The sequence below is a fragment of the Nocardioides sp. ChNu-99 genome (assembly GCF_029493445.1).
Classification (GTDB): domain Bacteria; phylum Actinomycetota; class Actinomycetes; order Propionibacteriales; family Nocardioidaceae; genus Nocardioides.
In genome coordinates this window covers 1-18163 of record NZ_JAHWBL010000064.1, presented here as the reverse complement: position 1 = coordinate 18163, position 18163 = coordinate 1, and the positions used below count along the sequence as shown (strand labels likewise).

The 18163-nt window shown below is 76.0% G+C and carries 19 protein-coding genes and 1 pseudogene; 16 read left to right on the top strand and 4 right to left on the bottom strand.

The window, feature by feature from the left end; translation table 11 throughout:
- Positions 1 to 95: 95 nt before the first annotated feature.
- On the bottom strand, positions 96 to 365 hold the full coding sequence (locus KK617_RS16145; RefSeq protein WP_277501167.1) for a DUF2277 domain-containing protein: 270 nt from the start codon (positions 363 to 365) through the stop codon (positions 96 to 98).
- 35 nt (positions 366 to 400) lie between these two features.
- On the opposite strand from KK617_RS16145, the gene KK617_RS16140 reads away from it, so the two are divergent.
- A complete protein-coding gene (locus KK617_RS16140; protein WP_277501166.1) occupies positions 401 to 1570 on the top strand; it encodes a saccharopine dehydrogenase NADP-binding domain-containing protein in 1170 nt (389 codons plus the stop codon).
- On the opposite strand, the gene KK617_RS16135 is transcribed toward KK617_RS16140, so the two are convergent.
- The gene (locus tag KK617_RS16135) at positions 1524 to 1811 is read right to left on the bottom strand and encodes a hypothetical protein (RefSeq protein WP_277501165.1); all 288 of its coding nucleotides are present in this window, start codon (positions 1809 to 1811) and stop codon (positions 1524 to 1526) included. The genes KK617_RS16140 and KK617_RS16135 overlap by 47 nt on opposite strands.
- Positions 1812 to 2190: 379 nt before the next feature.
- Between KK617_RS16135 and KK617_RS16130 the strand changes: the two genes are divergently transcribed.
- Positions 2191 to 3453: an HNH endonuclease signature motif containing protein gene (locus KK617_RS16130; RefSeq protein WP_277501164.1), complete on the top strand. Its 1263-nt coding sequence runs from the start codon at positions 2191 to 2193 to the stop codon at positions 3451 to 3453.
- A 466-nt stretch (positions 3454 to 3919) separates the two neighbouring features.
- Here KK617_RS16130 and KK617_RS16125 read toward each other — a convergent pair whose 3' ends face one another.
- Positions 3920 to 4513 carry a TlpA disulfide reductase family protein gene (locus KK617_RS16125; protein ID WP_277501163.1) on the bottom strand — a complete coding sequence of 198 codons (594 nt, stop codon included), beginning with the start codon at positions 4511 to 4513 and terminating at the stop codon, positions 3920 to 3922.
- A gap of 181 nt (positions 4514 to 4694) precedes the next feature.
- Here KK617_RS16125 and KK617_RS16120 point away from each other — a divergent pair, with 181 nt between their 5' ends.
- Genes KK617_RS16120 through KK617_RS16110 form a run of 3 tightly spaced genes read left to right on the top strand, consistent with a single transcriptional unit; the run spans position 4695 to position 7647 of the window.
- Positions 4695 to 5129 (top strand): SRPBCC family protein, encoded by a 435-nt coding sequence (locus KK617_RS16120; protein ID WP_277501162.1) that lies wholly within the window; start codon positions 4695 to 4697, stop codon positions 5127 to 5129.
- On the top strand, positions 5126 to 6061 hold the full coding sequence (locus KK617_RS16115; protein ID WP_277501161.1) for an SDR family oxidoreductase: 936 nt from the start codon (positions 5126 to 5128) through the stop codon (positions 6059 to 6061). The genes KK617_RS16120 and KK617_RS16115 overlap by 4 nt, the downstream gene beginning before the upstream one ends.
- Positions 6058 to 7647: an NAD(P)/FAD-dependent oxidoreductase gene (locus tag KK617_RS16110; RefSeq protein WP_277501160.1), complete on the top strand. Its 1590-nt coding sequence runs from the start codon at positions 6058 to 6060 to the stop codon at positions 7645 to 7647. The genes KK617_RS16115 and KK617_RS16110 overlap by 4 nt, the downstream gene beginning before the upstream one ends.
- 42 nt (positions 7648 to 7689) lie before the next feature.
- On the opposite strand, the gene KK617_RS16105 is transcribed toward KK617_RS16110, so the two are convergent.
- The gene (locus tag KK617_RS16105; RefSeq protein WP_277501159.1) at positions 7690 to 8313 is read right to left on the bottom strand and encodes a dienelactone hydrolase family protein; all 624 of its coding nucleotides are present in this window, start codon (positions 8311 to 8313) and stop codon (positions 7690 to 7692) included.
- Positions 8314 to 8592: 279 nt separating this feature from the next.
- Between KK617_RS16105 and KK617_RS16100 the strand changes: the two genes are divergently transcribed.
- From KK617_RS16100 to KK617_RS16050, 11 genes and pseudogenes are all read left to right on the top strand, one after another.
- Positions 8593 to 9420: an amidohydrolase family protein gene (locus KK617_RS16100; protein WP_277501158.1), complete on the top strand. Its 828-nt coding sequence runs from the start codon at positions 8593 to 8595 to the stop codon at positions 9418 to 9420.
- 85 nt (positions 9421 to 9505) lie between these two features.
- Positions 9506 to 10030, top strand: coding sequence for an MSMEG_0572/Sll0783 family nitrogen starvation response protein (locus KK617_RS16095; protein ID WP_277501157.1), 525 nt, complete (start codon positions 9506 to 9508; stop codon positions 10028 to 10030).
- 10 nt (positions 10031 to 10040) lie between these two features.
- A complete protein-coding gene (locus KK617_RS16090; RefSeq protein WP_277501156.1) occupies positions 10041 to 11111 on the top strand; it encodes an MSMEG_0568 family radical SAM protein in 1071 nt (356 codons plus the stop codon).
- 1 nt (position 11112) lies between these two features.
- On the top strand, positions 11113 to 12603 hold the full coding sequence (locus KK617_RS16085) for an MSMEG_0567/sll0787 family protein (RefSeq protein ID WP_277501155.1): 1491 nt from the start codon (positions 11113 to 11115) through the stop codon (positions 12601 to 12603).
- The gene (locus KK617_RS16080) at positions 12600 to 13550 is read left to right on the top strand and encodes a carbon-nitrogen hydrolase family protein (protein ID WP_277501154.1); all 951 of its coding nucleotides are present in this window, start codon (positions 12600 to 12602) and stop codon (positions 13548 to 13550) included. The genes KK617_RS16085 and KK617_RS16080 overlap by 4 nt, the downstream gene beginning before the upstream one ends.
- Positions 13543 to 13848: an MSMEG_0570 family nitrogen starvation response protein gene (locus KK617_RS16075; RefSeq protein ID WP_277501153.1), complete on the top strand. Its 306-nt coding sequence runs from the start codon at positions 13543 to 13545 to the stop codon at positions 13846 to 13848. The genes KK617_RS16080 and KK617_RS16075 overlap by 8 nt, the downstream gene beginning before the upstream one ends.
- Positions 13845 to 15197, top strand: a complete 1353-nt coding sequence (locus KK617_RS16070) for an MSMEG_0569 family flavin-dependent oxidoreductase (protein ID WP_277501152.1) — start codon at positions 13845 to 13847, stop codon at positions 15195 to 15197. The genes KK617_RS16075 and KK617_RS16070 overlap by 4 nt, the downstream gene beginning before the upstream one ends.
- 6 nt (positions 15198 to 15203) lie before the next feature.
- Complete coding sequence (locus tag KK617_RS16065; protein WP_277501151.1) at positions 15204 to 16145, top strand: carbon-nitrogen hydrolase family protein; 942 nt, start codon at positions 15204 to 15206, stop codon at positions 16143 to 16145.
- The gene (locus tag KK617_RS16060; protein ID WP_277501150.1) at positions 16142 to 17290 is read left to right on the top strand and encodes an MSMEG_0565 family glycosyltransferase; all 1149 of its coding nucleotides are present in this window, start codon (positions 16142 to 16144) and stop codon (positions 17288 to 17290) included. The genes KK617_RS16065 and KK617_RS16060 overlap by 4 nt, the downstream gene beginning before the upstream one ends.
- A gap of 9 nt (positions 17291 to 17299) precedes the next feature.
- On the top strand, positions 17300 to 17677 hold the full coding sequence (locus KK617_RS16055) for a hypothetical protein (protein WP_277501149.1): 378 nt from the start codon (positions 17300 to 17302) through the stop codon (positions 17675 to 17677).
- 384 nt (positions 17678 to 18061) lie between these two features.
- Positions 18062 to 18163 (top strand): annotated as a pseudogene (locus KK617_RS16050) (IS481 family transposase); the annotation flags it as partial.

Here is an 18163-nt window from a genome sequence, read left to right as displayed (position 1 = left end):
TCGGGCGCGGCCGAGCGGCCGGTCGTCGCGGCGGTGGCCGGGGCGGCCGGGGTGGCCGGGGTGGTGGCCGGGGTGGGGCTGGGGGTCACGGCGCCTCAGCGCGCGTAGCGCAGCTCGGCGCGGGCGCGGGCCTTGGCGGCCTCGACGTCGCGGTCCTTCGGCGGCGCGTTCGTCTCCAGGTCGTCCACGAGCTGGCGGGTGATGGCCGTGATCTCGGCGACGGCACGGTCGAAGACCGCCTGGTTGGCCTGCGACGGCTTGGTGGTGCCGCTGACCTTGCGCACGAACTGCAGGGCGGCGGCCGCCACCTCGTCGTCGGTCGCCGGCGGCTCGAAGTTGTTGAGCGGACGGATGTTGCGGCACATGGTCCCAACGTACGCCGCGTCGTAGGTTGGGAGCCATGCCTGAACGCGCTGACCGCGAGCTCGACCTCGTCGTCCTGGGAGCCACCGGTTTCACCGGTCGCCTCACCGCCGCCTACCTGGCCCGCCACGCCCCCGCCGACCTGCGCTGGGCGCTGGCCGGGCGCAACGAGGGCCGGCTCGCCGCCGTGCGGGACGGGCTGCCCGAGGGATCCGCCGCCGCCCCCGAGCTGGTGGTCGCGGACTCCTCCGACGCCGCGTCGCTGCGGGCGATGGCGGAGCGCACGCGCCTGGTGCTGACGACGGTCGGGCCGTTCCTGCGGTACGGCGAGCCGCTCGTCGCCGCCTGCGCCGCCGCCGGCACCGACTACGTCGACAGCACGGGCGAGCCGGAGTTCGTCGACGACGTGTGGCTGCGCCACCACGCCGCGGCCGAGGCGTCCGGGGCCCGCATCGTGCACGCCTGCGGCTTCGACTCCATCCCGCACGACCTGGGGGTGCGGTTCGCGGTGCGCCAACTGCCCGACGACGTGCCGATCCGGGCGCGCGGCGTGGTGCGGGCCGCCGCCTCGTCGTCCTCCGGCACGCTCAACTCGGCGCTCGAGCAGTTCGCCCGGGCGCGCACGATGAGCCGCACCCACGCGGAGCGCCGCAAGGCCGAGGGTCGGCCGGAGGGTCGCCGCGTCCGCGGGTCCGCGGGCAAGCCGCACCGCGATCCCGTGCTGGGCTACTGGCTGCTCCCGCTGCCGACGATCGACCCGATGGTCGTGGTGCGCAGTGCCGCCGCCGACCCGGCGTACGGGCCGGACTTCACGTACTCCCACTACGCCGGCACGAAGACGCTGCGCTACGCGGCCGGTGGCGCCGTCGGTGTCTCCGCGCTCGCCGCGGCCGCGCAGGTCGGACCGCTGCGGCGCGCGCTGCAGCGCAAGGTGGGGGAGGGCAACGGGCCGGACGAGCGGCGCCGCGAGCGCTCCTGGTTCACGGTCGACGTCGTCGCCGAGGGCGGTGGGCGCACCGTCCACGCCCGGGTCAGCGGCGGGGACCCCGGCTACACCGAGACCGCGACGATGCTCGCCGAGTCGGCGCTCTGCCTGCTGCTCGACGACAACCCGCCGACCGCGGGCATGGTGACCACGGCGACCGCCATGGGCGACCACCTCACGGGGCGCCTCCAGCAGGCCGGGATCCGGTTCGAGCTGCTCTGACGGGGCGCACGTGGGCTGCTTCGACCCACGTCAGCACGGCGCGCGGCGAGCCGCCGTGCGCCCGCGCCGCCTGGTCGATGGTGACGACGAAGGCGTCCCAGTCGCCCGGGCGCGTCGGGCTGCGCCGCCACATCATGAGCAGCCCCGCCTGCGGGTGCACCCAGTGGCCCGTGAGGTCCACCCACACGTGCTGCACCCGCGCGGGACGGACGGGTCCGGGACCGGGCGGTGGGTGCGGCACACGGGCAGAATAGAACAAGTGTTCGAACGCGTGGGTCGCGCGGATCGGCGGTCGTGTGGGTGACCGCGAGCCGGATCGGTGGTCGAGGTGGCCGCGCTGGTCCGGTGGTCGAGGTGGCCGCGCTAGCGGCCCTCGAAACCACGTCGAGTAGGCCAGGCGCTGTTCCGGTGGTCGAGGTGGCCGCGCTAGCGGCCCTCGAAACCACGTCGAGTAGGCCAGGCGCTGCTCCGGTGGTTGAGGTGGCCGCGCTAGCGGCCCTCGAAACCACGACCGGGGTCGAGAGGGTCAGTGCGGACCCGTCTTGACCTGCGGAAACTCGTCCTGTGGAGAGGTGTCGTCTCCGGTCGGAACTGTCGGTGGTCCCTGGTGTGATGGGTTCATGACCGAGACCGCGCTGCACCCCCTCGTCGGGGTGGCCGCGCGTCTCGGCGCTGTCATCGACGACGGGTTCGAGGCCGGTCTCCTGACGGCAGGCCCGGTCGAGACGGGTGCCGCGCTGGTCGCGCTGGAGCGCGAGGCGAACCGCCTCGCCGCCCTCCAGTCGCGGCTACTCGCCCACGCCACCGACGTGCGTGTCGAGGACGCGACAGGTGCGCCATCCACCGCCGTGTGGTTCGCGAACGCCACCCGCGTCCCGCGCGCCGAGGCCCACCGTCGGGTCCGTGCCGCGGTCGCCACGCAGGAGCGGTACGGCGCCCTCGCCGCCGCGGGCATCTCCGGCGGTGTCTCGCCTGGTCAGGTCGAGGTGGTGGTGCGGGCGCTGGACGACCTGGGCGAAGGCGTCACCGCGGAGATCAGGGACGAGGCGGAACGCACGCTGGTCGGGTTCGCCCGTGAGCACGAGGCGAAGGCTCTTCGGGTGCTGGGCCGGCGGATCCTCGACGTGGTCGCGCCCGCGGTGGGTGAGGCGCGTGAGGCGGAGCTGCTGGCGCGGGAGGAGCGCGAGGCCGCCGCGAAGGTGCGGTTGACGATGCGCGAGGACGGCCAGGGTTGCGTGCACGGCCGGTTCACGGTGCCGGAGATGCACGGCGCGATGTTCGCGAAGATGCTCGACGCCATCTCCTCACCCCGCCGCGACCATGTCCGCGCTGAGGCTACGGGCGGCCCCGCCGACGTCTCGACCGACGGGAGACCGTCCTGGGAGCGGCGCGGCCAGGCGTTCGTCGAGCTGATCGAGCGGATGCGCGACGCCGACCTCCCGGACGTCGCCGGTGCCGGCGCCACCGTCGTGGTCACCATGCAGGTCGACACCCTCACCGGTGGTCTCGCTGCGGCGTCGCTCGACACCGGCCACCGCATCTCGCCCGGCGAAGCCCGACGCCTCGCGTGCGGGGCGGACCTCGTACCGGCGGTGCTCGGCACCAAGAGCGAGGTCCTCGACCTGGGCCGGGCCGCCCGGTTCCACACCAAGCCCCAGCGCGTCGCCATGATCCTGCGCGACCAGGGCTGCACCGCCGAAGACTGCGACGCCCCACCGCACTGGTGCGAGGCCCACCACGACGACCCGTGGTCACGCGGCGGACACACCACCGTCGAACGCGGCCGGCTGTTGTGCTGGCGCCACCACCGCGTGGCGCACGACCCGACGTACCTCACCGAGACACTCGGCACCGGCAAGCTCAGGTTCACCCGGCGGAACTGAGCAGCCCCCCTCAGCCGCACCGTGGTTTCGAGGGCCGCTAGCGCGGCCACCTCAACCACCGATGACGCCCCGCGGCCACCGCGACCACCGGGATCTGTCGGTGGTTGAGGTGGGTTGCTCTGGCCACCCCTCGAAGCCACGCCCGGGGACCCCCTCGTGGTTTCGAGGGCCGCTGGGGCGGCCACCTCAACCACCTGAGTGCCGCGCGGCCACCTCAACCACCGGACCAGCGCGGCCACCTCGACCACCGGGATCTGTCGGTGGTCGAGGTGGGTTGCTCTGGCAACCCCTCGAAGCCACGCTCGGCAACCCCTCGTGGTTTCGAGGGCCGCTAGCGCGGCCACCTCAACCACCGGACAAGCGCGGCCACCTCAACCACCGCACTGCCGCGCGGCCACCTCGCCCACCTTGCCCACCTCGCCCACCTCGCCCACCTCGCCCACCGGCGCTGCGCCAACTGCCTCGGTCAGGTGCCGAGGCGCTGCGCCACGTCGCGCTGCAGCTCCTCGAGCGAGCGGAACTCGCCGAGGTGGGCCCAGGTGACGCGGCCGTTCTCGACGAGGAACGAGGCGGGGAGGAAGCGGCGGTCGACGGCGGTGCCGACCTGGTCCGCGAACTGCTCGTCGGCGTCGAGGAAGTTCGCGAACGACAGGCCGTGCTGGGCCACGACACCCTCGGCCGCGTCGCGGGCGGCGTCGCGCGAGACCCCGACGACGGTGACGTCGGTCGTGGTGCGGGCGAACTCCTCCATGATCGGCAGCTCGCGCTCGCACGGTCCGCACCACGACGCCCACACGTTGAAGAAGCGAGGACCGTCGTCACCGCTCGCCGGCCCGGCGACGAGGGTGTCGAGCTCGCCCAGCGCGGCCTCGGGGAATGCCTGGTCGACCCGCACCCAGCCCGTCGACACGTCGGCGCCGGGCGCGGGAGCGCTCGACTCCCCGGCGGTGCTCACCTCGACACCCGGCAGCGCCCGGTCGAGCACGAGCAGCCCGACGACGACCACCACGACCGCCGCGAGGAGACGGCGCCGACGGCGCCGCGGGGTGCTCGACGACATCGACGTCCTCTCCAGCGGGTTACCCGCCCATCATCCCGCGCCCGCCCCAACCCGCGCAGCCCCGCCCCCGCGCGGCCCCGCCTCCGCCGTACCCCCGACCCGTGCGGCCCCGCCGTACCCCCGCGCCTGCCGACCACCTCACACTCCGTGTGGACGGGAGGGCGACGGGTACCGGGCGCGCATGGCACGCAACGAACGCGTCACGACCGCCACGCCCGAACAGGTCTGGGAGGTGCTGGCCGACGGCTGGCTGTACCCGCTGTGGGTCGTCGGTGCCTCGCGCATCCGTGGCGTGGACGAGGGCTGGCCGGCCGTCGGCACCCGCATCCACCACTCGTTCGGCGCCTGGCCGCTCCTCATCGACGACGCGACCGTGGTGAAGGAGGTCGAGCCCGGCACCCGGCTCCGCCTGCGGGCCCGCGGCTGGCCGATGGGGGAGGCCAGCATCACCATCACGCTGCGCCCGGAGGGCACGGGCACCCGCATCATCCTCGAGGAGGACGCCGTGAAGGGACCGGGCACCCTGATGCCGAAGCCGCTGCGCGGCGTCGGCATCGGCGTCCGCAACGTCGAGGGGCTGCGCCGCCTCGCCCTGCTCGCGGAGGGTCGGGCGTGAGCGCCGGCCTCGCCCCGGGCTCCGTCGTCCTCGTCACGGGCGCCTCGAGCGGCATCGGCCTCGGCGTCGCCCAGCAGCTGGCCGCCGCCGGGCACCACCTCGTGCTGGCCGCCCGCGACCGCGCGGCTCTCGACCGCGCCGTCGAGTCGTGCGTGCGCGCCGGCGCCGCCTCGGCCATCGCCGTCGTGACCGACGTCGGGGACGACGCGGCCGTGGCCCGCCTCGTCGAGACCGCGCAGGGCCGCGACGGACGCCTCGACGCCGTCGTCAGCTGCGCGGGCGTCGCCTCCTACGGCCGCCTCGAGGAGCAGCCGACCGACGTGGTCGACGGCGTGCTCCGCACCAACCTGCTCGGCTCCATCGCCGTCGCCCGCCACGCGCTGCCGGTGCTGCGCCGCCAGGAGCGCGGCACGCTGCTCTTCGTCGGCTCGGTCCTGGGCCACGTCGCGACGCCGACCATGACGCCGTACGTCGTGAGCAAGTGGGGCGTGCGGGCGCTGGCCCGCGAGCTGCAGATCGAGAACCGCGACCTGCCGGGCGTGCGGGTCGAGTACGTCGCGCCGGGCGGCGTCGACACGCCCATCTACGCGAACGCGGCGACGACGGGCGTCCGGGGTCGTCCGCCGTTCCCCGTCGCGTCGGCGGAGAAGACCGCCCGCCAGGTGGTCGCGACCCTCGAGGGCCGCCGCCGCGCGTCGCAGCTGAGCACCGCCAACCACCTGCTGCGCCTCGGGTTCACCGCGGCGCCGAAGGTGTACGACGCGATCGTCACCCCCGCCTTCCGGGCCATCGCCGCCGAGCGCAAGCCCGCGACCCCCGGACCCGGCAGCGTGCTCGACCCCGTGCCCGACGGGCACGACCTCAGCGGCGGGCACGGCAGCGGCCTGACGGCGGTGGTCCGCGAGATCAAGCGCGCGGTGCGCGGCTCGTGACCAGCACCTACGACGCGGTCGTCATCGGCGCCGGCCCCAACGGCCTGGTCGCCGCCAACCTGCTCGTCGACGCCGGCTGGTCGGTGCTCGTGCTCGAGGCCCAGCCGAAGGTCGGCGGCGCCGTCGCCAGCGACCGCGGGGTCGACCCCGACTTCGTGCACGACACGTTCAGCGCCTTCTACCCGCTGGCCGCCGCGTCCCCGACGCTGCGCGACTTCCGCCTCGAGGAGCACGGCCTGGAGTGGCTGCACCCCCCGGCGGTGCTGGGCCACGCGACCCCCGGCGGCTGGGCGATCCTGCACCGCGACCGGGACGTGACCGCCGCCGGGCTCGAGCGACTGCACCCCGGTGACGGGCAGGCGTGGCTCGACCTGTGCGCCACCTGGGACCACATCGGCGACGAGGTCGTGCACGCGCTCCTCGCCCCGTTCCCGCCGGTGCGCTCGGGCCTGCGCGCCGCCACCAAGCTGCGGCGTGCCGGGGGGCTCGATCTCGTCCGCATGCTGCTGAGCCCCGTCGCCGACGTCGGTCGCGAGCTCTTCGGCGGCCCGGGACCGCGCCTGCTCCTCGCGGGCAACGCCGGCCACGCCGACATCCCGCTCGACGCCCCCGGTTCGGGCCTCATGGGCGTCCTCATGTCGATGCTCGCCCAGACCGTCGGCTTCCCCGTCCCCGCCGGCGGCGCCGGCGAGCTGGCCGCCGCGCTCGAGCGTCGTCTCGTCGCCCGCGGCGGCGAGGTGCGCTGCGGCGCCGAGGTCACCGCGGTCGACGTGCGCGACGGCCGCGCCACCGGCGTGATGGCCGCGGGCGAGCGCTTCGGCGCCCGCCGCGCCGTCGTCGCCGACGTCGTCGCCCCGAAGCTGTACGGCGGGCTCGTCGCCGCCCACCACCTCCCCGACCGGTTCCGCCGCCGGCTCGAGGGCTTCTCGCTCGACCCCGGCACCGTCAAGGTGGACTGGGCGCTCGACGGCCCCGTGCCCTGGGCCGTGCAGCCCGAGCACGCGCCCGGCACCGTCCACGTCGCCGACTCCGTCGACCAGATGGCCGACGCGCTCCACATGGTCAGCAACGGCTCGGTCCCCGCCGACCCGTTCCTGCTCGTCGGCCAGATGACGACGGCCGACCCCTCCCGCTCGCCCGCCGGGACCGAGTCGCTCTGGGCCTACACGCACGTGCCGCAGGAGGTGCGCGACGACGCCGGCGGCGAGGGCCTCACCGGCCGCTGGGACCGCGGCGAGTGCGAGCGGTTCGCCGACCGGGTCCAGGCCCGGTTCGAGCGGCTCGCCCCCGGCTTCGGCGACCGCGTCCGCGCCCGCCGCGTGCTGGGACCCCACGAGATGGAGGCCCGGGACGCGAACCTGATGGGGGGCTCCATCAACGGGGGTACGGCGCAGATCCACCAGCAGCTCTTCTTCCGGCCGGTCACCGGCTGGGGACGGGCGGAGACCCCGATCCGGGGGCTCTACCTCGGCTCGGCCTCGGCCCACCCCGGCGGCGGCGTGCACGGGGCCCCGGGCAGCAACGCCGCCCGCGCCGCGATCGCCCACGACCGGGTGCAGCGGGTCAAGCGCCTCGGTCGCGCCTGACCCGCGCGGCCCCGCTCGAAGGGTGAGCGAGGGGTGCGCCGGTCAGCGCGCGGCGCGCCCCGCCCCCAGCGTCTCGGCGACGAACTCGGCGGCGCGCTTCTCGAACTGGGCGCCCTGGCGCAGCATGGCGTGCTTGGCGCCCTCGACCACCTCGAAGGTGACGTCGGTGGTGCGGGCCAGGCGGTCGGCCACGACGCGGGCCCGCTCGATCGGGGCGATCCGGTCGGCCGAGCCGTGCACGACCAGCACGCGCCGCCCCCGGAGGTCCGCGACGTCGCTGGGCAGCACCCACGGGTTGAGGGCGACGACGCACCGCACGTCCGGGGCCGAACCGGCCAGCAGCGCCGCACGCCCGCCCAGCGAGTGACCGACGAGGGCCACCGGGAGGTCGCCCCACCGGTCGCGGGTCACGTCCATCGCCCAGCGCGCGTCGTGGACCGGTGTCGTGGACGGGTCCCAGCCGCGGTGCGAGTTGAGCAGGCGGTAGACCGCCACGTTCTTCGCGCGGTGGGCCACCCGCAGCGCGATGGGCTTCATCCGCAGCACCGAGAGCTGTGTCGGGCTCACCATCGGGCTGCCGGGGCGGGACCCGCCGCCGTGCAGCACGAGGGCGACGCCGACGGGACGCGACGGCATGTGGACGGGCAGCAGGCGGGGTTGGGCCACGGGGGCGTCCTCCGTCTCGGGGGGCCGGCGGGAGGGACCGGCACGCGGGCTGGCAGGGGGGTGGGAGGGGCGGGCGAGGGGTTCCGTGACCGGCCCGGTACCCCCCCGCCTGCGCCCGCAGACGCCGGGCCCGCCCGCCCGACGAGCACCGGCCCCGCCCCCCGCCGGCTCGTGACCCGCAGTCCCCGGCGCGCCAGGTAACCGCGATATAACGCGCCGCGGCGCGAACCGTGTTCCGCCCGCAACCACTCGGAAACACCCGGACCGTGGACTTCTCGCATGGTCCCCACCGCCCACGACGCGCACCGGCACATCGGCCGGCTGCCGGCGTACCCCTTCTACGGGGGACCCGCCATCAGCCCGGACGTGACCGCCCGGGAGACGCTCGCCGAGCTGGTGCGCGACCTCGACGCCGAGCGCACGGAGCGGGCGCTGGTGCTGCCCAACTACGGCGTGCCCGACCCCGACGTGTCGTTCGGGCTCAACCACCTGGCCCTCGAGGCGGCGCAGGCCGACGACCGCGTGCGCTGCGGGCTGTGGGTCTCGCCCAAGGCCACCGACGCGGCCCGCAACGACGGCGCGCTCGCCCTCGCCCGCGAGGAGGGGGTCGCGGCCCTCAAGACCAGCTTCCTGCTCGGCGGCGACGTCGACGACCCCGACTGCCAGGTCGAGCTCGAGCGCATCTTCACCGCCGCCGCCGAGCTCGACCTCGTCGTCCACGTGCACACCTCGCCCGGCGCCGCCTCCGACGTCGACCGGGTCGGCGAGCTCGTCGAGCGCTACGGCGACGCCACCAAGATCCACCTCGTCCACCTCGGCGGCGGCATGAGCGGTCACATGAAGCTCATCGGCGGCCGCTTCTTCGACTGGATCGAGGCGGGCAAGCAGGTCTACACCGACACCTCGTGGGCCATCGGCTTCGCGCCGCTGTGGCTGTGCCGCGAGATCGAGCGGCGCGGCACCGGCCACGACCGCGTGCTCTTCGCCACCGACACCCCCTGGGGCGACCACGCCGGCGAGCACGCCCGCCTGGCCGCCGCCACCGACGACCCCGAGCTCACCGCCGCGCTCTTCCGGGGCAACTTCGAGGCGCTGTACGGCGCCTGACCCGCCCGCCGCACCCACCCGCCGTACCGGCACCCACCCGCCGCACCGGCACCCACCCCCGCAGCACCGACCACAGGAGCAGACGATGCCCACGTTCGACGACGAGATCATGGCCAACATCGAGAAGTCCGTCGCGGAGATCCCGCACCCCTCGCAGGCGAAGGGGACCAACCTCTACGGCTCGACGAAGATCTTCCCGGACTACCAGGCCAGCGAGGGGCAGAGCTACCTCACCCTCGTGCACGGCATCCCGCACGAGAGCTCGGTCAGCTTCGTCGCCGTCCTGCAGGCCACCCGGGCGCTGCGCAAGGGCTTCGAGTCGGTCCTCTACTTCTACGGCCCCGGCGCGCTGGCCTGTGCCGACACCCGCGGCTTCCCGACGACCGGCGACGTCGCCTTCCCCGGCAACCAGAACATGAACGACTCCATCAAGACCTTCATCGCCGAGGGCGGCACGGTCTTCTGCTGCCGCTTCGGCATGGCGCTGCACGGCCAGCGCGAGGAGGACCTCATCGCCGGCGTCATCCCCTGCCACCCGCTCGACGTGCAGGACTGCGTCATCCACTTCGCCAACAAGGGCGCCATCATCAACTCGGTCTACAACCTCTGAGGCGCGGACGATGACCGCACCGACCCCCTCCTCCACCCGGGTGGACGTCGCCATCCAGGGCATCCGGCTGCTCGACGCACCGGTCGCGCGCCGCGCGGGCGCGGGCCCGAGCGACGACGGGCACGTCCTCCTCGACGGGGTCGGTGCGGCCATCCCCCTCAACCCGCGCAGCCCCTACTCCGTGCGTGGCGGCAAGCTGCTGCTCGACGGCGCCGACACCGGCATGGGCGTCGAGGCCGTGCGCCGCCCCCGCTTCTACGACCTCACCACCGCCGACGGCGTGCCCTACGACCAGATCGCCCGGCTCCACTCCGCGAACGTGCTCGCCACCACCGTCGTGCAGACCTGCGTGCGGTACGACGAGCCCGAGCGCTGCCGCTTCTGCGCCATCGAGGAGTCGCTGCGCGCCGGCGCCACCGTGGCGGTCAAGACCCCGGCGCAGATCGCGGAGGTCGCCCTCGCCGCCCACGAGCTCGACGGCATCACGCAGGTCGTCATGACCACGGGCACCTCGAACGGCCGCGACCGCGGCGCCACCCACCTCGCCCGCTGCGTGCGCGCCGTGCACGCGGTGCTGCCCGACCTGCCCATCCAGGTGCAGTGCGAGCCGCCCGGCGACCTGGCGACCATCGCCGAGCTCCACGACGCGGGCGCCCGCTCCATCGGCATCCACGTCGAGTCCCTCGACGATGACGTGCGGCGGCGCTGGATGCCCGGCAAGGGCGCCGTGCCGATAGCCGAGTACCGCGCCGCCTGGGCCGAGGCCGTGCGCGTCTTCGGGTGGAACGAGGTCTCGACGTACCTGCTCGTCGGCCTCGGCGAGGACCCCGACGAGCTCGTCGCGGGGGCCGAGGAGCTCATCGCGATGGGCGTCTACCCCTTCGTCGTGCCCTTCCGTCCGCTGGCCGGCACCCTCGCCACCGACGTCGACCTCGTCGGCGCTCCCGACCCGCGGGTCGTCGGCTCCGTGACCACCCGCGTCGCCGCCGCCCTGCGGCGGGCCGGGATGGCGGGCGCCGCGCAGTCCGCGGGCTGCGCCGCGTGCGGCGCCTGCTCCGCCCTGTCCTGCGAGGGGGCCTGAGGTGGGCCTCGACCTGCCGGTCCTCACCGGGGTACGGCGACCCGCACCCCCCGCCGTACCCGGCAGCGAGCCCGGCCCGCCCGGCGCGGCCACCCCCGGCACCCCCGGCACCCCGGGGTGGGTGCTGGTCGAGGCCGACGGGCCGGCCGACCACGCGGCGTACCGCCGCCTGCGGCGCGAGGTCTTCGTCGCCGAGCAGGGGCTGTTCGCCGGCGACGACACCGACCTCGCCGACGACGACCCCCGCACCGTGGTGCTGCTGGCCCGCGCCGCGGACGGCAGCGTGCTCGGCGGGGTGCGGCTGCACCCGGCTCCGGGTCGCGACGGGGTCCCGCCCGTCCGCGACCTCGGCTGGTGGCGCGGGAGCCGGCTGGTCGTGGCCCCCGCGGCCCGGCGCGCCGGGGGCGTCGGGCACGCGCTCGTGCGCGCCGCCTGCGCCCGGGCCGAGGCCGCCGGGGCCCTGCGCTTCGACGCCGTCGTGCAGGCCGGCAACGAGCGGCTCTTCCGCCACCTCGGCTGGCGCACCAGCGCGGCGGTCGACGCCCACGGCGTGCCGCACGTCGTCATGGACTGGCCCGTCGACCGCGTGCAACGGCTCGCCGACGCCACCAAGGCCGCCCTCGGCGGGCTGCTGGGGGAGCTCGCGGCCGGGGTCCCGGCGGGGTACGTCGGGGACGACGGCGCCCCGGTGCCCGGCAGCGACCTGGTCGCCGCCTGCGACGCGATCCTGCCGTCGATGGTCGAGCGCGACCCCGAGTGGGCCGGGTGGTGCGCCGTGCTCGTCAACGTCAACGACCTCGCCGCGATGGGCGCCGCGCCGGTCGGGCTGCTCGACGCCGTCGGCGCTCGCGACCCCTCCTTCGCCCGCCGGGTGCTGCGCGGGCTCGGGGAGGCGGCCGCGGCGTGGGGCGTGCCCGTGCTCGGCGGCCACACCCAGCTCGGGGTGCCCGGCGCGCTGTCGGTCACCGCGCTCGGCCGCACCGACCCCGCGCTGCCCCGGCCCGTGCCCGGCGGCGGGGGTCGCCCCGGCGACGCGCTGCGCGTCACCGCCGACCTCGGCGGCGGCTGGCGCCCCGGCTACACCGGGACGCAGTGGGACTCCACCTCGCGCCGCTCCCCGGCCGAGCTGCGCGCCCAGGCCCGCGTGGTCCCGGCGCTCGCCCCGACCGCCGCCAAGGACGTCTCCATGACCGGCCTCGTCGGCACCACCGGCATGCTCGCCGAGGCCAGCGGCTGCCGCGCCGTGCTCGACGTGTCCGCCGTACCCGCCCCGGCGGGGGCCGCGGCCGGCGACTGGCTCACCTGCTTCCCCGGCTTCGCGGTGGTGAGCGCCGAGCGGGCGCCCGCCCCGGGCGTCCGGGACCTGCCCGACCACGTCGACACCGCCGTCTGCGGCGCGCTCACCCCCGGCACGGGGGTCGGCCTGCGCTGGCCCGACGGGGTCGTCACCGAGGCCGTCCGCCACACCGTCACAGGAATGGGACCCGCATGAGCACCCCCTCCACCCCCACCCCCACCGGAGCCACCCCCACCGGAGCCACCGGCGCCGGGACCGCCGTCGCCGCCGCGTGCGCCGGCTTCGGCCGCGACGTCGAGCAGAACCTGGCCCAGGTCGCCGCCCTCGTCGACGAGGCCCGCACGCAGGGCGTCACCCTGCTGGCCCTGCCCGAGGCCTGCCTCGGCGGCTACCTCTCCGTGCTCGGCCGCGGCCGCGACGGCTCCCACGACGAGCAGCCCGAGGACCTGCCCCCGGTCATGGACCTCGCGGGCCCCGAGCTGCGCCGCGTCGCCGCCCTCGCGCGGGAGATGACGCTCGTCGTCGGCCTGTGCGAGTCCGACGGCGCCGAGCGCTACAACACCGCCGCGATCGTCAGCGGCGACGGCGTGCTGGGCGCGCACCGCAAGGTGCACCAGCCGCTGGGCGAGGGCCTCTTCTACGCCGCCGGCGACTCCTACGGTGCCGTGGACACGCCGGCGGGGCGGGTGGGCGCCCTCATCTGTTACGACAAGGCGTTCCCCGAGGCGGCCCGCGCGCTCGCCGTCGACGGGGCCGAGGTGATCGCGTGCATCTCGGCGTGGCCGGGTTCGCGCACCGCGAGCGGCGCCTCGCTCGCCGAGGACCGCTGGACCCAGCGGTTCAACCTCTTCGACGCGGCCCGGGCCCTGGAGAACCAGGTGGTGTGGGTGGCCTCGAACCAGCACGGCACCTTCGGCTCGCTGCGCTTCGTCGCCAACGCGAAGGTCGTCGGCCCGGGCGGCGAGGTGCTGGCGTCGACCGGCCTCGACGCCGGGCTCGCCGTGGCCCGCCTCGACGTGCCCGCCGCACTGGAGACGGCGCGCCGGGCGATGTTCCACCTGCGCGACCGCCGCCCCGAGACCTACCCCGGGGACCTGGCGCGCGGCCTGCCGCTCGCGACCGCGGAGCCGGCCCGTGCCTGAGCTGACCTTCACCGTGCGCTGGCCCGACGGCGCGGTCACCGACTGCTGGTCGCCCTCGCTGGTGGTGCACGACCACCTCGACGCGGGCGCGTCGTACACCGTCCGCGACTTCCGCGACCGGGCCGCGGCGGCCCTGGCGGAGGGGAGCGAGCGGGTGCGCGCCCGCTACGGGTTCGCCTGCAGCGCCTCGGCGGCCTCGCTGGAGCGCATCGACGCCCTGGTCGCCGCCCACGACCCCGACGCCCGCGTCGAGGTGCTCCGGCTCCACCCGCCCCTGCCGCAGGAGACCTCCCGATGAGCAGCAGCCCCACCGCCCCGACCACCCACCGCACCGGCACCGTCGTCGTCGGCGGCGGCCAGGCCGGCCTCTCGACCAGCTGGTTCCTCACCCGCGACGGCGTCGACCACGTCGTGCTCGAGGCCGCCACCGCCGCCCACGAGTGGGCCGACACCCGCTGGGCGAGCTTCACCCTCGTCACCCCGAACTGGCACTGCCGGCTGCCCGGCTACGCCTACGACGGGCCCGACCCCGACGGGTTCATGACGCGCGACGAGGTCGTCGCCTGGCTCGCGGGGTACGCCGGCACGTTCGGCCCGCCGCTGCGCGAGCGCACGCGGGTGGTCGCCCTCACCCAGCGCGAGGGCGGCGGGTTCGTCGTCGACGCGGAGGGTCCGGACGGGGCCGAGCGGTGGGAGGCCGACCACGTCGTCGTCGCCACCGGCGGGTACCACCAGCCGATCGTCCCGGCCTGGGCCGCGGCGCTGGACCCGGCGCTCACGCAGCTGCACTCCGCGGAGTACGAGCAGGCCGCCGACCTGCCGGACGGCGAGGTGCTCGTCGTCGGCTCCGGGCAGTCGGGCGCGCAGATCGCCGAGGACCTCCACCTCGCGGGCCGCCGCGTCCACCTGGCGCTGGGCGACGCGCCCCGGGTGGCGCGGTTCCACCGAGGACGCGACGTGATGACGTGGCTCGCCGAGATGGGGCTCTACGACACCGCGGTGGCGCAGTACCCCGGCGGCGTCGCCGCCCGCGAGAAGACGAACCACTACGTGACGGGCCGCGACGGCGGCCGCGACATCGACCTGCGCCGGTTCGCGCGCGAGGGCATGCGGCTCTACGGGATGCTCGCCGACGGGCGTGGCACGCGGCTGTCGTTCCGACCCACCCTGACCGCGGCCCTCGACGCCGCCGACGACACCTACCGCTCCATCTGCCGTGACGTCGACGCCTTCATCGCCCGGGACCCGGCGGCCGCGCAGGTCGCGGGGCCGGAGGAGCCGCCGTACGAGCCCGTGTGGGTGCCCCCGGAGGACCCGACGTCGCTCGACCTGGCCGCGGCCGGGGTCACGACGGTGGTGTGGGCGATCGGCTACCGGCCCGACTACCGCTGGGTGCGCGTCGGCGCGTTCGACGGCACCGGCCGGCCCACCCACGTGCGCGGGGTGAGCGGGGTGCCGGGGCTGTTCTTCCTGGGGCTGCCGTGGCTGCACACGTGGGGCTCGGGGCGGTTCCTCGGCATCGCCGCGGACGCCGAGCACGTCGCCGGCCACATCACCGGGCGCCCGACGTCGGAGACGCTCCCGGCCGCCGAGCTGGCCCGCCGTACCTCCCCGGGGCCGCTCGCCGCGGTGCCCGCGGGACGCTAGGCCGCGGTGCCCGCCCTGCGCATCGGCGCCGTCGCCGCCCACTTCGGGCGCGACGTGCCGCGGGCCCTGGCGAAGATCGAGGGCATCGTCGCCGACGCCCGGGCGGCGGGCGTGGGGCTGCTGGTGCTGCCCGACGCGACGCTCGGCGGCTACCTCTCCGACCTGCGCCACCCCGACCCGCTCGCGCTGCCCCCGGCGCTGGAGGAGACGTCGTGGGAGGTGCGGCGGATCGTCGGGCTGGCCCGGGAGATGGTCGTCTGCTTCGGGTACGCCGAGGAGGCGGTGCTCGAGGGCCCCGACGGGCTGCAGCCGGTGCTGCACAACACCGCCCTGTGCGTCAGCGGCGACGGCGTGCTCGGGCGGCACCGGAAGGTCCACCAGCCGGCGGGGGAGTCGCTGGTCTACGCGGCGGGCGACGGCTTCGGCGCGTTCGACACCCCGGTGGGACGCCTCGGCCTGCTCATCGACTACGACAAGACCTTCCCCGAGGCCGCGCGGTCGCTGGCCCTCGACGGCGCCGGCATCCTCGCCTGCCTGTCGGCGTGGCCCGCGAGCGTGACGGACCGGGCCTCCCGGCTGCCGCAGGACCGGCAGTCGCGCCTCTTCGACCTGTACGACGCCGCCCGCGCCGCCGAGAACCAGGTCGTGTGGGTCTCGGCCAACCAGACCGGCGTGATGGGCGGGTTGCGGTTCCTCGGCCAGGCCAAGGTGGTCGGGCCCGGCGGTGACGTGCTCGCGCGGACGTCGTCGAAGGGCGGGCTGGCCGTCGCCGAGGTCGACGTGGAGCGCGAGGTCGCCCGCGCCCGGCGGCTGCTGCACCACCTCGCCGAGCGCCGGCCCGCGGCGTACGGGCCTCTCCGGGCCGCCGACGCGGCTGCCGACGCGGCTGCCGGTGCGGCGGCCGGTGCCGCTCCCCGCGTGACGGCGACGGGGGAGCCGGCGCCGTGAGGATCGCGCTGCTGACCTACTCGACGAAGCCGCGCGGCGGGGTCGTCCACACCCTGGCGCTCGCCGAGGCGCTCGTCGCGCTGGGGCCTGCGCAGGGCGTCGACGCGGTCGACGTGTGGACGCTGGGCCGCGGCGGGGACGCCGCCTTCTTCCGGCCCGTCGACCCCCGCGTCGGGGTGTGGGCCGTGCCCTTCCCGGGCGTCGACGGCGAGCCCGTGGGCGACCGGATCGAGCGGTCGATCGCGGTGCTGGGCGCCGCGTTCGCGGCCGCCGTCGCGGACCCCGCGGGCGGGTACGACGTCGTCCACGCCCAGGACTGCATCAGCGCCAACGCCGTGCTGCGCGCGGGCGTCGCGTGCCGCCGTACCGTCCACCACCTCGACACCTTCACCACGCCCGCGCTGGTGGCGTGCCACGACCGGGCGGTCGCGCAGCCGGCGGCGCTCGCGTGCGTCTCGGCCGCGGTGGCGGCCGAGGTCTCCGCCGGCTGGGGCCGGGCGCCCGTGGTCATCCCCAACGGCGTCGACGCGGCGCGGTTCGCGGCCGGGGCCGCCGACCGGGCGGGCCGGGCGGCGTGGGCCCGGCGCCTGGGGCGCTACGTGCTGGCGCTCGGCGGCATCGAGCCGCGCAAGGGCACCCTCGACCTGCTGGAGGCGTTCGCGCGGCTGCGGGCGTCGTCGCCCGACCACGCCGACCTCGAGCTGGTGGTCGGCGGCGGGGAGACGCTGTTCGACTACCGCGACTACCGGGCCGCGTTCGACGCCCGGGCCGCGGCGCTCGGCGTCGGGCCCGTCGTGCTCGGCCCGGTCGACGACCCGGCGCTGCCGTCGCTGGTCGCCGAGGCGGCGGTGCTGGGATTCACCTCGACGAAGGAGGGCTTCGGGCTCGCCGCCATGGAGGCGCTGGCCGCGGGCGTGCCGGTCGTGGCCCGCGACCTGCCCGTGCTGCGGGAGGTGCTGGGCGGCACGGTCCGGTTCGGTGCCGGTGTCGAGGACTTCACCCGGGCGCTCGACGCCGCCCTGCGCGAGCCCGGCGACCCCGCGCCCGGCCGCGCGCTCGCCGCGTCGTACACGTGGGAGGCCGCGGCGCGCCGGCACCTGGAGTGGTACGTCGGGAACTCCCCGCGCGCGGCCGCGCGGGTCTAGCGTGGACGCATGCGGCGGCGGCCCCACGAGAACGTGCTGACGGTCCTGGTGGACCCGGCGGTGCTGCACGACCTCGAGCTGGACCTCGCCGGGCGCGACCTGTGGCTGTGGCCGGTGAGCACGGCGGGGGTGTACGCCGACGGCCGCCAGGCCGCGCACGTCATCCGCCGGCGCCTCGTCGAGGCCCGGCGCGGGGCGTGGGACGTCGCGGCCGGCTGGGTGCCGGCGTGGGTGGCGTTCGGCGAGACGTGGCGCCACGGCGACGAGCCGCTCGCGTGGGCGGCGCACGCGACGCTGTACGACGTGCTGTCGCCGTTCGCGTCGCACGTGCGCTACCGCCGCGGCCTCGGCGGCGTCCCGCGCCTGCCCGTCGGGCGCGAGGCGTAGCGGCGCGCTCACCCCGGTGGTCGAGGTGGCCGCTCACCCCGGTGGTTGAGGTGGCCGCGCTAGCGGCCCTCGAAACCACCCCCTGCATCCACGACGTGGTTTCGAGGCTCGCTGGCGCGAGCACCTCGACCACCGGGACCGGCGGTGTTTCGTGCCGACGATGAGCCACCGGTGGTTGAGGTGGCCGCGCACCCCGGTGGTTGAGGTGGCCGCGCTAGCGGCCCTCGAAACCACTCGGGCGGCAGGGGTGTGGTTTCGAGGCTCGCTAGCTGTGATGTCCAGGGAGGTTGTCCCGCTACCTGGCGGTGAGCCTGTCTGACAGGCGAAGGCCTCCGGTTGTGAAGTGGAGCTGTCGAGGTACCGCTTCACCCACCGGAGGCCTTCATGTCCCACGCTAACGCCGCACTGACCCCACGCGCTCGTCTACGTCTTGCCCGCCTGATCGTGGAAACCGGCTGGACCCACACCGCTGCCGCGAAGATGTTC